This window comes from Amycolatopsis sp. CA-230715 (assembly GCF_018736145.1).
In the GTDB taxonomy this organism is placed as follows: Bacteria; Actinomycetota; Actinomycetes; order Mycobacteriales; family Pseudonocardiaceae; genus Amycolatopsis.
The window spans coordinates 4,011,826-4,026,143 of the sequence record NZ_CP059997.1 but is presented as its reverse complement, the minus strand read 5'-3'; the positions used below and the strand labels follow the sequence as shown (position 1 = coordinate 4,026,143).

The window sequence follows — 14,318 nt, the reverse complement described above, 5'->3', positions numbered from 1 at the left end:
CGGCCTGTGGACAACTGGGGGCAACCGGTGGATTACTACTCCCCGAGCCTGCTGGCCAGGTACAACTTGATGACGTGCTTGGTCTCCGCGACCACTTCGGGGTCACCCTGTGGAGAACGTCGGAAGGCGAGATTGAGCAGTGCGTCGGCTACTTCGACGGCCACCGAGATGGGCATCGTGACCTGATCCGCCGGCACGTTCAGCTTGTCGGTCAGCAGGCTCGCGAGCGATTCCGAGACCACCGAGTTGTTGTCCCGGCGCTCGTCGAGCAGCCGCAGGTCCACCACGTCGCCGAAGTGCACCTTCGAAAACCCCGGCACGTCCCGGTGCATGTGCAGGTAGATGTCCAGCATCGAGTCGACCACGTCCCACCAGTGCGAGTGGTCGACGGCACCGAGCCGCTCGGTCACCGCGCCGAGGAAGCGTTCGAGGTTCCGCTGCGTCAACGCCTGGACGACGGCGCGCTTGTCCGGGAAGAACTGGTACAGCGAGCCGACCGCGACCCCGGCCCGCTTCGCGATCAAGGTCGTGGTCAGCGCGTCATAACCGATCTCGTCGATGAGCTGTGCGGCGGCGTCCAGCATCTGCTCGACGCGCTTGGCGCTGCGCTGCTGCACCGGTTTCCGGCGCAGAGCCGTGGTCGGGGCCGCGTCGCCGCTGGCCTTCGTGTCGGACACGTCGTGCTCCATCCTTCGCTGAACAGCGACTTTAGCGTGTCGGCGGGCTTCCCCCCGGTCGAGGGAACGGCTAGTATCTGAGAACTTTTCATGTTAGTCGAGGAAAGGTGTCGTAGTGGAGAACCTGTCCTTCCCCCGCGAATTCCTTTGGGGCGTCTCGACTTCGGCGTTCCAGATCGAAGGCGCCGTCGACGAGGGCGGTCGCGGTCCGTCCATTTGGGACACCTTCACCGAGACTCCAGGCAAGATCGCGAACGGTGAGCACGCGCGTGTCGCGGCCGATCACTACCACCGTCATCCCGAGGACGTCGCACTGATGAGTGATCTTGGGGTCGGCGCCTACCGGTTCTCCTTCGCCTGGCCCCGGATCCTGCCCGACGGCAAGGGCGCCCCGAACGCCGAGGGCCTCGCGTTCTACGACCGGCTGATCGACTCGGTGTGCGAAGCGGGCATCGCGCCCGTGGCCACGCTGTACCACTGGGACACGCCGCAGCCCGTCGAAGACGCCGGTGGCTGGCTCGCCAGGGACACCGCGGAACGGTTCGCCGAATACGCCGCGATCATGGGCGAGCGGTTCGCCGACCGCGTCCGGATGTGGATCCCGCTCAACGAACCCATGGTCATGTCGATCTACGGCTACGCGATCGGCGAGTACGCGCCGGGGAAGGCGCTCCTGCTCGACGCGGTGCCCACCGCGCACTACCAGCACCTGGCTCACGGACTTTCGGTGCAGGCGCTGCGCGCGGCGGGCGCGACGCGCATCGGCACCGCGAACAACCACAGCCCGATCTGGCCCGAAGCCGACACCGAACCGGAAAACGCCGCCGCGCGCTGGCTCGACGCGCTGATCAACCGCCTCTACGCGGATCCGGTGCTGCTCGGCGAGTACCCCGCCGAGCTGGTCGAGCACCTGCCGGACGGGTTCGCCGAAGACCTGCCGACCATCGCGCAGCCGCTCGACTTCTACGGCGTCAACTACTACGAACCGCAGGGCGTGCGGGCGCCGGGACCGGGCAACCCGCTCCCGTTCGAACTGCGCCCGGTCGAGGGGTATCCGATGACCACCAACGATTCCCCGATCGTGCCCGAAGCGCTGCGGGAGCTGCTGCTCGACTTCCACCGCCGCTACGCCGACCGGCTTCCGCCCGTCTACCTGACCGAAAACGGCTGCAGCTTCGACGACCGCGTCGCAGAGGACGGCGGCGTGCGCGACCCCGAGCGGATCGACTTCCTCGTCGAACACCTTTCGGCCGTGCGGGCCGCGATGGACGCCGGGGTGGACGTCCGCGGGTACTTCGTGTGGTCCCTGCTCGACAACTTCGAATGGTCGAAGGGGTACGCGCCGCGGTTCGGGCTCGTGCACGTCGACTACGAAACCCTGCGGCGCACACCGAAGGATTCCTTTGCCTGGTACCGGAAACTGGTCCGCGATGAGTAGCGCCCCGCCCCTGCCCGCCGCGCTCGCCGAGCCGGTCGTCCGGGTCCGCGCCGGGTGGACGAGCCTGCTGTTCCTCGCCAACATCGGGCTCTGGCTCGGGATCTACGCGCCGATCCAGGTGCTGCTGCCGAACCAGGCCGAGCTGCTCGACTCGGCGAACAAGGAGTTCGTGTTCGGGCTGGTCACCGGAATCGGCGCGGCGGTCGCGCTGGTGGTGAACCCGGTGATCGGGATGCTGTCGGACCGCACCTGCTCGCGGTTCGGCCGCCGCCACCCGTGGACGGTCGCGGCGATGGTGGTTTCGGCGGCCGGGCTGGGCGTGCTGGCGGCCGCCGGGTCCGTCGCCGTGATGACGCTGGGCTGGTGTCTCGTGCAGGCCGGGCTCAACGCGCTGCTCGCCACGCTCATGTCGGCGGTGCCCGACCGGGTGCCGGTCGACCAGCGGGCGGAGATCGGCGGCTACGTCGGGATCGCGCAGATGCTGGGCACCGTGCTCGGCGCCCTGCTGGTCACCGAACTCGTCACAACGCTGGCCGCCGGGTACCTCGCCTGCGCGGCGGTGGTCGTCGCGCTGGCGGGCTTGTTCGTCCTGCGCACACCCGACATCGCACTGCCGCGCGAGTGGCGCCCGCGGGGCCGCCCGCTCGAAACGCTGAAAACGCTGTGGGTGTCGCCGCGGCAGCACCCCGACTTCGCCTGGGCGTGGGCCTGCCACTTCATGATCAACCTCGGCAACGCGCTGGGCACGCTCTACCTGTTGTTCTTCCTGAAGAACTCGGTGCACTACCCGGACCCCGACGCCGGGCTGCTGATCATGATGGGGTTCTACGGGGTCGCGCTGATCGTGGGCGCCGCGGTGACCGGCAAGCTGTCCGACCGCTCCGGCAGGCGGAAGCCGTACGTGCTCGCGTCGTCCGCGGTGATGGCGCTCGCCGCGCTCATCCTCGTGTGCTGGCAGACCTGGCCCGCGGCGCTCGTCGCGTCACCGCTGCTCGGCATCGGTTTCGGCGCTTACCAGGCCGTGGCCATCGCGATCCTCACGCAGGTTCTTCCCGCCGCGAAGGACCGGGCGAAGGATCTCGGCGTGGTCAACATCGCGAACTCGCTGCCGCAGGTCGTCGCACCCGCGCTGGCGACGGTGATCCTGGCGAACATCGGCGGCTACCCGACCCTGTTCGCGGCTTCGGCGATCGCGACGGTGGTGGCGGGAGTTCTTGTCACCCGGGTTCGTGCGGTGCGGTGAGCGACCCTGTTCGGAAGATCAAATTCCGCATAATCCGAATAGCGGCCTTCGCGCCCGGTGAAAACGGCGAAATGGCCGGTCTCGCCCTCGGGGGAGGCGAGACCGGCCATTCGTTGGGGCCGCAGGCCGATGCCGGTCGGGGGGAGGGGGAGTAACAACGGCATCGGCCCGCGGAGTTATCGGGGCCACCTGGCGGACGGGGGATTCGCAAGGTGCGATCTGCAATTTTCGAGTTGTACTGTGATCAACTGATGATGATCAACATAGCGGTGGAGCGGGGTGTACGCCAGGGGTTCGACGTACTATTTTCGATTAATCGCGTTAGCTGGCGGTTGCCTGCCAACGCGGGACCGAGGGTCGGCCCGTCTCGCTCGGGGGGACGGACGGGCCGACCTCCGGAAACGGCGAGCGGAGGGCCACCGATGGGGCGTCGGGTGCGGCCTCGCTCACCAGTCTGGGGGTCAGGCCAGCGCGCGCCGCGGTGCGGGCGTGCGCACCAGTGCGTGCCGGCCGGTGGTTTCCGCCGCCGACGGGGCGGCGGCTCGCGCCTGCGCGGGCGCCGGGCGCCTGCGCTTCGGGTCCTGCTGCGGCGCCAGCCCACCGGCGACCAGGTGCTCGTGCGCCACCTGCCACACCGGGCACGGCGCCTTGCACCGGTGCCAGCGGGTGGAGCAGGTCGGGCAGTCACCGCGCTCGTCCGGCTCGTGGGCCAGCAGCATCGCGCGCCAGCCTTCGGTCAGGCGTGGCAGTTCGGAGCGGGCCACCGAGACGAGTGACTGGGCGTCGGCCCGCTGGGCGAGTTCGGAGAGCATGTCGAGTCGTTCCCACACCGCGTTGCGGAGAACCTGCCCGAGAATCTGATCCACCTGAAACTCACCGTCACCTTTCCGCCAGCTTGGCGGCTTCGTTGAGCGCGGCCCGTAGCTGGCCGAGCTGGCCAGCGGAGAGTCGCGCGGTCTCGCCCGGCGGGCTGACCAGCACTACTTGGTTGTTTTCGACGACGACCGTGACGCAGCGCTCGCGGTCGATCAGGTCGCCGCACTGCACGCGCCACACCAGCTGGCCGCCTTCGTACCGGCGCGCCTCCGCGGCGCGGGGGTCGGCGGGCGCGGAAGACACCGCGGGCTGGATGGACTGCACCGACTGCGCCGAGCGGGCCACCGCGACGTGCCCTGAGGGCCGCACGGGGCTCGTGGCTGTCCCAGCACGTCCTGCTGCGATCGAATCCACGAACTCCACCGGTTCACTCCGCTCTCTTCGTCGTGCTGCAGGTCGTGCCGCCGGGTGTTGCAGGCTTGCACTCTGCACTTGCGCCTTCGTAGCTCTGGGTGATTGCGGTCGGTGTACGTCCGCTCACATCCGGGCTGAGGACTACATTGCGACGAATCGCCGGGCGAGAGAAGTCGTAATCGCGTCATAGCGGCGACCGGCCCGGGTTCCACGTTAAGCGGTCGGGGAACTTCGGTGGGGCCGATCAGGCTCTACAAACGGGGTTTCACACGGTTCAATAGAAGTGCCTACGCTGCTTATCGACGCCCGACGGACGGTGAAGGGGCGCACATGGACGCCAACAAGACGGTGCACTCTCCGGAAGCCCGGCAGGGACACCCGATATCTCCGGAAGCATGGGAGCAGAAGGAGATGCGGGCCGCCCTCGCCGCGCGGGAGATCAGCGGGGTTTACCGCCTGCTCCGTCGCGAAGGCGTCTCGCAGCGCCAGATCGCCGCGATGACCGGCCAGTCACAGTCCGAGGTGTCGGAGATCCTCAAGGGTCGTCAGGTCATGGCCTACGACGTGCTCGCGAGGATCGCCGACGGCCTGGGCGTCCCCCGTGGCTACATGGGCCTCGCGTACGACGAGGCCACCGCGGTTTCGGTCGTCGGCGCCGTCGACGAGCAGCAGGCTGAGGAGGACGAGTCCGTGAAACGGCGGAAGTTCCTCGCGCACGCCGCCCAGGTGACGATGGGGGCAGCGGTCTTCGGACCGTCCTCCGAGGCATGGGCGTCGAGTCCCGCGAGGACGCCGGCACCCGGTCGCATCGGGATGACCGATGTGCGGCAGGTGGAGGCCGCGACCAGGGCGCTGCGCGCCCTCGACTACCAGTACGGCGGCGGGTTCTGCCGCGACGCCGTGGTGGCACAGCTGTCCTGGGGGCAGCAGATGCTGGAGTCCAGCGCCATCGACGTGGTGAAGTCGCGCCTGTTCGTGGCGCTGGCGGATCTGCACAGCCTGGCTGGCTGGACCTCGTTCGACACCGGGCTGGTCGACTCGGCGCGCGGGCACTTCGCGAACGCGCTCGACCTGGCCAAGCAGGGCGAGAACCACCCGCTGGTGGCGAACGTGCTGTACCGGATGGGCCGGGTCTACCTGCACCAGGAGGCCCCGAACGACGCGCTGAAGCTGTTCCAGCTCGGCCAGATCGCCGCGCAGGAGTCCGGTTCGGAGCTCGCGGTCTCGATCCTCTGCGCCAACGAGGCGTGGGCCTACGCGATGATGGGCAACGAGGAGCAGGCCAGGAAGCTGCTCGGCCGGAGCAAGGACGAGTTCGAGCGCGCGGACCTGAAGAACGTCGAGTCGTGGGCGAAGTTCTTCGACGAGACCGACGTCTACGCGATGATCGGCACCGTGCACACCGTGCTGGCGCAGGAGGTCGACGTGGCGCACACCAAGTACGCGATCCCGGCGCTGACCAGGGCGATCGACGCCTACGGCGACGACATGGCCCGCAGCAAGACGTTCAACCTGAGCGCGCTGGCGACGAACCACCTGCTCGAGGGCGACATCGACCACGGCGCCAAGGTCGGCCGCGCCGCGCTGGACGCGGCGGACGGCCTGAAGTCCCATCGCATCAAGGACCGGATGAAGCCCCTCAAGGCAGAGGCGGACCGCAGGCGGAACAACGTGGACGCGAGGGATCTCGCCGATCGGATCAACGCGTTCTACGCCGCATAACCGCGGGGGTGGACGGGCCGTCGTGGACGGGCGTTTCACCAGGGCGAGGCTCGACGCGGCGCTGGGGGAAACCTGCGCCGCGCTCGGCCTGGACGCCGCCGGGGCGGTACTGCTGAGGTTCACCAACAACGCCGTGTACGCGCTCGCGTCCGCGCCCGTGGTGGTGCGGATCGTCGGCTCGCACGCGTTGCGGCACCGGGTGCACAAGGTCGTCGCGGTCGCGAGGTACTTCGCCGAGCACGGCGTGCCCGCGATCCGCCTCCTCCCCGGCGTGGAACAGCCGCTCGAAGTGGGCGAACACCTGGTCACGGTGTGGGAGCGGGTGCCGGGCCGCCGCAGGGCGAGCGCCGCGGACCTGGCCGAGCTCCTGCGCCGGGTACACGCGTTGCCGCCGCCGGAGGGTCTCGAGGAGTGGTCGCCGCTCGCCGACGTGCGTGCCCGGATTTCCGACGCCGAGGAGCTCGACGCGGGCGACCGCACGTTCCTGCTGCGCCGCTGCGCGGAGGTCGACGCCGATCTCCGTGAGCTCGAATTCCCGCTCGTGCAGGCACTCGTGCACGGCGACGCGCATCCCGGCAACGTCATCGTGGGCGACGACGGGCCCGTGCTGTGCGATTTCGACTCGTCGTGCGTCGGCCCGCCGGAGTGGGACCTGACCCCGCTCGCGGTCGGCAGGGAACGGTTCGGGGACCCTGCGGGGCGGTACCGGATGCTGGCCGACGCCTACGGGTTCGACGTCGCCGGCTGGGACGGGTTTCCGGTGCTCAGGGCGGCACGCGAACTCAAGCTGACGACGAGCGTGCTGCCGATCCTGCGCAGCCATCCGCGGGTCGCGGACGAGCTGCACCGCCGCCTCGACGACCTGCGGGCGGGGCGCACGGAGACCCGCTGGGCGCGGTACCGGTAGGCGACCCGGTGCGCACCGTGATTTGCGCGACGTTCGGCGCGTGCAGATGACCGTTCGTCGTTTGCCCTGTTAAGGGCGGTCGCGGGTGGCGAATTCGGCCCGACTGGTCACCCCATTAAGCCGAGTCGTTCCACCGAAAGTGCAAGTTGCAGCTACCTGCGGTTACCAAATCAGGTGACGGGTGCTCGTGTCAACACGACGGCGAAGCCGAAGGCGAGTCCCATGACGGTCAGTTCGAGCGTGACCCACGCGGCGAGCGCGGTGCGCTTGTGCTGCGCGATCTGCGGCATCAGCCGCCAGCGCACGTTCGCGCCGAGCAGCGCGATGGCGCTCGCGCACAGGAGCTTGAGCAGCACGAGCTGGCCGTACGGGGTGGTGAACACGCCTGCCCAGAACGAGATGGCCGGGTTGAGGTAGATCTCGATGAACCCGTTGAACAGGCCGGTGACCGCGGTCAGGACCAGGCACAGCGTGGCGAGCTTGGAGAACCGGGGCAGCGCGTGCGCGAGCAGCGTCCGGTTGCCGGCCAGCAGCACGCCCATCGCGCCGAGCCCGCCGGTCCAGGCGACCGCGCCCATCACGTGCAGTTCTATCGAAATCATCGTGTAGTCGTGGAAGTTCCAGTTCGACGCGTGCCCGGTGACCGGCAGCGGCAGCAGCGCGAACAGGCCGAGCCCGACCCTGACCTCGGCTGGCACCTTCTCCCCGTGCTTGAGCGCGAGCGCGCCGAGCGCGGCGTGCAGCAGCGCCAGCGCGGCGACGACGACCAGTGCCTTGCCCGCGCCGATCTCCGCGATGTAGTCGCCGATGTCGCCGAGCCCGACGCTGTCGGCCTGCGGCCGGAACTCCGCGGTCTGCAGGACCAGCGCCGCGAGCGCGGCGATCGCCCACACCACGGCGCTCGCGACGGCGGCGGGACGCGCCTTCGCGAGCACCGGCTCGGTGAGCTTCGGGCGGTCGTACCCCACGAGCACCGACAGCAGGGACAGCCCGATCGTGGCGACCGCCGCCAGGTCCAGCACGACCCGCACCAGCGGGATCGCGACCGAGACCACCTCGCTGACGTCCGTCACGCCCGGCACCGGCGCCGCCGCGGTGAGCGCGACGCCGATGAGCGCGGCGACGAACGCCGCCGCGACCACGCAGACCAGGGTCTGGTACCGGACGTTCGAGGTGGCCTCGGCCTTGGTCATGACTTCTTGTCTTCCTTCGCCGAACCCGAACCCGTCCGCAGCGCCAGCGTGAGCCCCGCGCCGAGCACGACCACGGCGCCGACGAGCCACACCCACACCGGGACGCCGCTCGATCCGCTGGACTTCGCGGTGTCCTGATCGGCCGGTTTCGCGGCGGCGGGCGTGCCGGTGCCCGCCTTCGTCAGCGTGAACTCGGTTTCCCCCGACACGGGGTGGCCGTCGGCGGACAGGATCCGGTAGCCGACCTTGTAGACCCCGGCGGGCCCGAGCGGGCGGACCGGCGCGGACACCACGTTGCTGGCCACCTCGACCCCGCCGTCCGTCCACTGGTTGCCGTCCGGCCCGGTCACCGCGAGCTGGTTGTTGCCCGGCTGCACCGGCGCGTCGAAGGTGAGCGTGATCTTCGACGGGCCGGTCTCGACCGACGCGCCCTTCGGCGGGTCGGACGAAACCAGGACGTTGTGCGCGAACGCCGGGGTGGCCGTGCCGAGCACGGCCGCCGCGGCCAGCGCGATCGTCAGTACTGCCTTTTTCATTCCGAAGTTTCTCCAGCCTTCGCGTCGGCGACCGTCTTTCGCGCCCTAATCGTCGCGCCCGCGCCGAAGCCGAGGCCGAGCGCGCCGACGACGAGGCCCGCGCCGCCGAGCCAGCGCGCGGTGTTGTCGGTGCCGTCGGCCGGGGCGGCGGACTCGGTGTCCGAGTGGCTCGCGTTGGCCGGGGCCGCGCCGTGGTGGTCGGACTCGGCCGCGGCGAGCTTCACCGTTGGCGCGGGGTGTTCCGGCTCCTCGCCGTTCGGCGGGGTGGGCTGGTTCCAGTTCACCACCTTGCCGTTCTCGTAGGTCTGCGCGGCGGGCAGTTCGATCTGATCGAGGTTCGGCAGCGCGCCGACGGAGATTTCGAACTCCTGGAACTCGGCGGAGCCCGCGGCGATCTTGGTGCCGGGCTGGGCGGTCCAGGTGATCTTGGTGACCGCCTCGGTGATTTCGGTGCCCTTCGCGGTCTTCACCGGCGCGGGCAGCTTCTCCTTGGTGACCTGCGCGGTCCAGCCGGGGACCGGCTTGGCGCGCCCGCTGCTGATCGCGTACTCGGGCTTGAGCGTGACTTCGACCTTGGTGGTGCCCGCGTCCGGTTCTTCGTTGGGCACGCGCAGGAAGATCGCGCCGTAGCCGCCCTTCGTCGGCTGCTTGCCGTAGACGTTGGCGGTGACGTGGGCGGACGCGATACCGGCGCCGAGCAGCCCGGTGACGCCGACGGTGGCGGCGACGAATCCGGCGCGCGTGATGGCACGGTTGGTGGCCATGGGGTTTTCTCCTGAACAGGGGGAAATCCAGCGCCGAGGCGCTGGGGTGAGTGGGTGGGGTTCAGGAGGGCAGTGGCGGGCCGCGGCGTGCGCAGACTCGGCGCAGCACCACGCCGACGTGCGGGCAGTCGGCCGAGGGCCGGGCGGCGGTGGCCTGCACCGGGCCGGACGGCACCGGCGCCGGGCGCCACACCGTCGGCAGGAGCAGCCGCAGCGCGGCCACCGCGGTGCGGAGCATCGACTCGGCGGTCGCGACGAGCACCGCCGCGATCCCGGTCGCCACGACGTGCGCCGCGGTCATCACGGCGCCGTCGACCTGCGATGTGCCGTGGTCCATCAGGTCGCTGAGCACGACGTGCATCACGAGCTGTCCGGCGCCGAGCACGGCGAACGCGCCGAGCGGGCCCGTCGTCCGGTCGGTCAGCCCGGTCGCCACCCAGCCGATCAGCAGGGTGAGCAGCACGGTCAGCGCCGTGTCGGGCAGGCCGCCGTCGGCGAACGCGTGCGCCGAGACGGCGAGCGCGGCGGAGCTGGCGGCGAGCAGGGTGCCGCGCGCGACGCGCAGCGGGTTACGCCCGTTCGGATGCCTGCTCACGCCGCCAGCGTATGGGACGAATGGGGCGCTGGGCGACGTGCTCCCACCCTGTGGTGACCGGCGCGGCACGCCGGGTTAAGAAGTTTGCCCGAAATAGCTTCGAAAAGGTTATCTTCCCTGGTCGATGGCGTGCGGACGGGACGGCGACGCCCGGTTCACTGCCTTCATTAGTTGCCGAAGAGCAACCGATGGGGAACTGTGAGCGCACCATGACCGGGCCTCGGGGGACCGTGTTCGCACTACTGAGCGCGACCCTCGCCACTAAGCTTCTACCCCGAATGGGTGACATGTGCGGCGGGAGAACGACATGAAGGTAGTCACGGAAGCCCACGCGGAGCGTCGCGACGGCCGGAGCCGCCGGTCATGAACCTCTTCCAGTACATCTCCGACCGCTGGAGCAGCATCTCGCTCCAGGCGTGGCTGCACACGAGCGCGGTGGTGCAGTGCACCATCATCGCCGCGGTGATCGGGGTGCTGATCGGGATCGCGGTCTACCGCAGCCCGATCGGCTCGGCGCTCGCGACCGCGCTGGCCAGCACGATCCTGACGATCCCGTCGTTCGCGCTGCTCGGTCTGCTGATCCCGATCTTCGGGCTCGGTTCGCGGCCAGCGGTGATCGCGCTCGTGCTCTACGGCCTGCTGCCGATCGTGCGGAACACGATCGTCGGCCTCGGCAGCGTGGACCCGGCGATCTCCGACGCCGCGAAGGGCATCGGGATGAGCAGGTTCGGCGTGCTGAGCAGGGTGGAGCTGCGGCTCGCCTGGCCCGCGATCCTCGCCGGGATGCGCGTCGCGACCCAGATGCTGATGGGCATCGAGGTCATCGCCGCCTACGCGAAGGGCCCCGGCCTCGGCGGCGAAGTGTTCTCCGCGCTCAGCAACGCCGGTAGCGCCAACGATGTGAACCAAGCTGTCACCGGCACCGTCGGTGTCATCATCCTCGCCCTCATCCTCGAGGGCATCTACGCCATCATCGCTCGTCTCACCGTCTCAAGGGGTGTCCGTGGCTGACCAAACCGTGACCACTGCCGAAGGCGCCACCAGCATCGACGGTGCCGTCTCCGGGGTCGAAATCGAACTGGAGCAGGTGACCAAGCGGTACCCCGGCACCAGGGAACCCGCGGTCAACGAGTTCAGCATGGTGGTGCCCGCGGGTAAGATCGTGATCTTCGTCGGGCCGTCCGGCTGCGGCAAGACGACCACCATGCGGATGATCAACCGGCTGATCGAGCCCACCTCCGGCCGGATCACCATCGGCGGCGAGGACGCGCTCAAGCTCAACGCGGACACCCTGCGCCGCAAGATCGGCTACGCGATCCAGCAGGCAGGGCTGTTCCCGCACTTCACCGTCGAGCAGAACATCGCGGTCGTCCCCGGCCTGCTCGGCTGGGACAAGAAGCGCATCGACAGCAGGGTCGAGGAGATGATGGACCTCGTCGGGCTGGACCCGAAGGAGTTCCACGGCCGCTACCCGCGCCAGCTCTCCGGCGGTCAGCAGCAGCGCGTCGGCGTGGCGCGCGCACTGGCCGCGGACCCGCCGGTGCTGCTGATGGACGAGCCGTTCGGCGCCGTGGACCCGATCACCCGCGGCAACCTGCAGGACGAGCTGCTGCGCCTGCAGACCGATCTGAAGAAGACGATCGTGTTCGTCACGCACGACTTCGACGAGGCGGTGAAGCTCGGCGACAAGATCGCGGTGCTCGGCAACCAGTCGTCGATCCTGCAGTACGACAGCCCGGACGCGATCCTCGCCAACCCGGCGAACGACACGGTCGCCGGGTTCGTCGGCGCCGGCGCGTCGCTCAAGCAGCTGACGCTGCTGCGCGTCCGCGACGTCGAGCTGAAGACGGACGTGCCGACCGCGAAGGAGGACGAATCGCCCGCGGCGGTGCGTGAGCAGCTCGCCAAGCAGGGCAGTTCCTTCGTGCTGGTGCTCGACGGCCGCAACCGGCCGTCGCGGTGGGTGCACGCGCGCCAGCTCGGCACCGCGGCCACCCTGGCGACCGCGGGCAGGCCGCTCGGCGACGTCGTGAGCCTGCAGTCGACGTTGCAGGACGCGCTGGAGGCGATGCTCGCCGAGGGCGGCGGCGTGCCGGTCACCGGCCCGCGCGGCGAATACGCGGGCGTGATCGAACTCGACACCGTGATGGCGACGATCCAGCGGCTCCGCGAGGAGCACGCGGACGACCACCAAGAAGAGGGCCAGTCGTGACGGCCGCCGTCGACACCGGGTTCTCCACCGAATCCGGTTCGAAGCGCGCGGAACGGATCCGGCTGTTCGCGCAGCCCGCGGCCGTGGTGCTGATCGTCGGCGTCACGATGGTGTGGCTGTTCACCAGGAACCTGTCCGACACCGAGCGGGAGACGCTGAACGGCGCCTCGCTGCTCAAGAACCTCGGCGACCACCTGCTGGTGACGCTCGTGGTGTCGGTGCTGGTGGTCGCGATCGCGGTGCCGCTGGGCATCCTGGTGACGCGGCCGTTCGCGCGCTGGGCGGCGCCGGTGTTCCTGGCGGTCGCGAACATCGGGCAGGCGGCGCCCGCGCTCGGCGTGCTGGTGCTGTTCTTCCTGTGGACCGGCGCGACCGGCGGGCTGTGGGTGGCCGCGATCCCGCTGACCTTCTACTCGCTGCTGCCGGTGCTGCGGAACACCATGGTCGGCCTCGACCAGGTCGACCCGGCACTGGTCGACGCCGGGCGCGGGATCGGCATGTCGGGTTCGAGCGTGTTGTGGCGCATCGAGTTCCCGCTCGCCATCCCGCTCATCCTGGCCGGGCTGCGCACGTCGCTCGTGCTCGCCGTCGGCACCGCGACGCTGGTGCACTTCGTCGACGCGGGCGGGTTCGGGCTCCTGATCGAAGCGGGCTACAAGCTGAACCTGACCAGGGTGCTGATCGCGGGTGTCGTGCTCTCGGTCGGCCTCGCGCTCATCGTCGACTGGCTCGGCGCGGTCGCGGAACAGCTGCTCGGACCGAAGGGACTGCGATGAAACGCCGGATTAAAGCGGTTTTCGGCGCGGCACTGCTCGCCGCGTCGTTGTCCGCCTGCGGCCTCGACATCAACGCGTCGGTGCCGTACAAGATCGAGCCCGCGTCGATCCAGCCGGTTCCCTCGCTGCAGGGCGTGAAGGTGACGGTCGGCTCGAAGGACTTCACCGAGAACATCATCCTCGGCTACATGGCCGAGATGGCATTGACCGCGGCCGGTGCCGACGTCGTCGACCTCACCGACATCAAGGGGTCGAACAGCGCGCGCCAGGCGCTGATCAACGGCCAGATCGACATGAGCTGGGAGTACACCGGCACCGGCTGGATCAACTACCAGGGCAACGAACTGCCGGTGCCCGGCGGTGAGAAGGCGCAGTTCGACGCGACGAAGGCCGCCGACGAGTCGAAGAACGGCATCACCTGGCTCGACTACTCGCCGCTCAACGACCAGTACGCGTTCGCGGTGACCGAGGAGTACGGCCAGAAGCACAACCTGAAGACCACCTCGGACATGACGAACTTCCTCAAGCAGAACCCCGATCAGTCGGTGTTCTGCCTGGAGACCGAGTTCACCAGCCGCCAGGACGGGTTCCCCGGCGCGCTGAAGAAGTACGGGTTCCCGGTCGGCACGATCAAGAACTTCGGCATCGGCACCATCTACTCGTCGATCAAGAGCGGCACCTGCAACATCGGCGAGGTGTTCACCACCGACGGCCGGATCAAGGGCCTCAACCTGCGCATCCTCGCCGACGACAAGCAGACCTTCCCGCAGTACAACGCGTCGGTGACGATGCGCACCGAGTTCCTGAACCAGCATCCGGAACTGCGTGGCGTGCTGGAGCCGGTCGGCAAGGCGATGACGAACCAGCAGATGATCGACCTGTGCAAGGAGGTCGACATCGACGGCAAGTCCGCCGCGGAGGTCGCGAAGAACTGGATGGTGTCGAAGGGCTTCGTCAAGGCGAGCTGACCCGCTTCACCGCGAACGCCCCGAAGGTGACCTTCGGGGCATCACGAGCTACGGGCG

General features: G+C 69.3%; 15 protein-coding genes. 8 read left to right on the top strand and 7 right to left on the bottom strand.

Annotation, left to right across the window (positions count from 1 at the left end; translation table 11 throughout):
* Positions 1–35: 35 nt before the first annotated feature.
* Entirely contained in the window at positions 36–689 is a 654-nt protein-coding gene (locus HUW46_RS19050; protein WP_215548555.1) for a TetR/AcrR family transcriptional regulator, read from the bottom strand.
* 103 nt (positions 690–792) lie between these two features.
* Between HUW46_RS19050 and HUW46_RS19045 the strand changes: the two genes are divergently transcribed.
* On the top strand, positions 793–2,115 hold the full coding sequence (locus HUW46_RS19045; RefSeq protein WP_215548554.1) for a GH1 family beta-glucosidase: 1,323 nt from the start codon (positions 793–795) through the stop codon (positions 2,113–2,115).
* Positions 2,108–3,358 (top strand): MFS transporter, encoded by a 1,251-nt coding sequence (locus HUW46_RS19040; protein WP_215548553.1) that lies wholly within the window; start codon positions 2,108–2,110, stop codon positions 3,356–3,358. The genes HUW46_RS19045 and HUW46_RS19040 overlap by 8 nt, the downstream gene beginning before the upstream one ends.
* Positions 3,359–3,819: 461 nt before the next feature.
* Here HUW46_RS19040 and HUW46_RS19035 read toward each other — a convergent pair whose 3' ends face one another.
* Together HUW46_RS19035 and HUW46_RS19030 are read right to left on the bottom strand one after the other, a co-directional pair.
* Positions 3,820–4,224, bottom strand: a complete 405-nt coding sequence (locus tag HUW46_RS19035; RefSeq protein WP_215548552.1) for a hypothetical protein — start codon at positions 4,222–4,224, stop codon at positions 3,820–3,822.
* Positions 4,225–4,237: 13 nt separating this feature from the next.
* Positions 4,238–4,498 (bottom strand): hypothetical protein, encoded by a 261-nt coding sequence (locus HUW46_RS19030; protein WP_442860982.1) that lies wholly within the window; start codon positions 4,496–4,498, stop codon positions 4,238–4,240.
* A gap of 420 nt (positions 4,499–4,918) precedes the next feature.
* Here HUW46_RS19030 and HUW46_RS19025 point away from each other — a divergent pair, with 420 nt between their 5' ends.
* A complete protein-coding gene (locus HUW46_RS19025) occupies positions 4,919–6,310 on the top strand; it encodes a helix-turn-helix transcriptional regulator (RefSeq protein WP_215548550.1) in 1,392 nt (463 codons plus the stop codon).
* Positions 6,311–6,332: 22 nt separating this feature from the next.
* On the top strand, positions 6,333–7,217 hold the full coding sequence (locus HUW46_RS19020) for a phosphotransferase enzyme family protein (RefSeq protein WP_215548549.1): 885 nt from the start codon (positions 6,333–6,335) through the stop codon (positions 7,215–7,217).
* Positions 7,218–7,387: 170 nt separating this feature from the next.
* Here HUW46_RS19020 and HUW46_RS19015 read toward each other — a convergent pair whose 3' ends face one another.
* From HUW46_RS19015 to HUW46_RS19000, 4 genes are all read right to left on the bottom strand, one after another.
* On the bottom strand, positions 7,388–8,410 hold the full coding sequence (locus HUW46_RS19015; RefSeq protein ID WP_215548548.1) for a copper resistance D family protein: 1,023 nt from the start codon (positions 8,408–8,410) through the stop codon (positions 7,388–7,390).
* A complete protein-coding gene (locus HUW46_RS19010; protein ID WP_215548547.1) occupies positions 8,407–8,946 on the bottom strand; it encodes a copper resistance CopC family protein in 540 nt (179 codons plus the stop codon). The genes HUW46_RS19015 and HUW46_RS19010 overlap by 4 nt, the downstream gene beginning before the upstream one ends.
* Positions 8,943–9,710, bottom strand: coding sequence for a YcnI family copper-binding membrane protein (locus tag HUW46_RS19005; protein WP_215548546.1), 768 nt, complete (start codon positions 9,708–9,710; stop codon positions 8,943–8,945). Before HUW46_RS19005 ends, HUW46_RS19010 begins: the two co-directional genes overlap by 4 nt.
* 61 nt (positions 9,711–9,771) lie before the next feature.
* Entirely contained in the window at positions 9,772–10,305 is a 534-nt protein-coding gene (locus HUW46_RS19000; RefSeq protein WP_254126319.1) for a hypothetical protein, read from the bottom strand.
* Between the two features lie 363 nt (positions 10,306–10,668).
* Between HUW46_RS19000 and HUW46_RS18995 the strand changes: the two genes are divergently transcribed.
* From HUW46_RS18995 to HUW46_RS18980, 4 genes are read left to right on the top strand one after another with little or no spacing between them, the layout of a single operon-like run.
* Complete coding sequence (locus tag HUW46_RS18995; RefSeq protein ID WP_215548545.1) at positions 10,669–11,316, top strand: ABC transporter permease; 648 nt, start codon at positions 10,669–10,671, stop codon at positions 11,314–11,316.
* Positions 11,303–12,517: an ATP-binding cassette domain-containing protein gene (locus HUW46_RS18990; RefSeq protein WP_215548544.1), complete on the top strand. Its 1,215-nt coding sequence runs from the start codon at positions 11,303–11,305 to the stop codon at positions 12,515–12,517. The genes HUW46_RS18995 and HUW46_RS18990 overlap by 14 nt, the downstream gene beginning before the upstream one ends.
* Positions 12,514–13,293 (top strand): ABC transporter permease, encoded by a 780-nt coding sequence (locus HUW46_RS18985; RefSeq protein ID WP_215548543.1) that lies wholly within the window; start codon positions 12,514–12,516, stop codon positions 13,291–13,293. Before HUW46_RS18990 ends, HUW46_RS18985 begins: the two co-directional genes overlap by 4 nt.
* Positions 13,290–14,261: a glycine betaine ABC transporter substrate-binding protein gene (locus tag HUW46_RS18980; RefSeq protein ID WP_215548542.1), complete on the top strand. Its 972-nt coding sequence runs from the start codon at positions 13,290–13,292 to the stop codon at positions 14,259–14,261. Before HUW46_RS18985 ends, HUW46_RS18980 begins: the two co-directional genes overlap by 4 nt.
* Positions 14,262–14,318 lie beyond the last annotated feature (57 nt).

Excerpts from the sequence above, each read along its gene's own strand:
- HUW46_RS19050 (WP_215548555.1), bottom strand. The coding sequence starts at position 689 with ATGGAGCACGACGTGTCCGACACGAAGGCCAGCGGCGACGCGGCCCCG.
- HUW46_RS19040 (WP_215548553.1), top strand. The coding sequence starts at position 2,108 with ATGAGTAGCGCCCCGCCCCTGCCCGCCGCGCTCGCCGAGCCGGTCGTC.
- HUW46_RS19025 (WP_215548550.1), top strand. The coding sequence starts at position 4,919 with ATGGACGCCAACAAGACGGTGCACTCTCCGGAAGCCCGGCAGGGACAC.
- HUW46_RS19015 (WP_215548548.1), bottom strand. The coding sequence starts at position 8,410 with ATGACCAAGGCCGAGGCCACCTCGAACGTCCGGTACCAGACCCTGGTC.
- HUW46_RS19010 (WP_215548547.1), bottom strand. The coding sequence starts at position 8,946 with ATGAAAAAGGCAGTACTGACGATCGCGCTGGCCGCGGCGGCCGTGCTC.
- HUW46_RS19005 (WP_215548546.1), bottom strand. The coding sequence starts at position 9,710 with ATGGCCACCAACCGTGCCATCACGCGCGCCGGATTCGTCGCCGCCACC.
- HUW46_RS18995 (WP_215548545.1), top strand. The coding sequence starts at position 10,669 with ATGAACCTCTTCCAGTACATCTCCGACCGCTGGAGCAGCATCTCGCTC.
- HUW46_RS18980 (WP_215548542.1), top strand. The coding sequence starts at position 13,290 with ATGAAACGCCGGATTAAAGCGGTTTTCGGCGCGGCACTGCTCGCCGCG.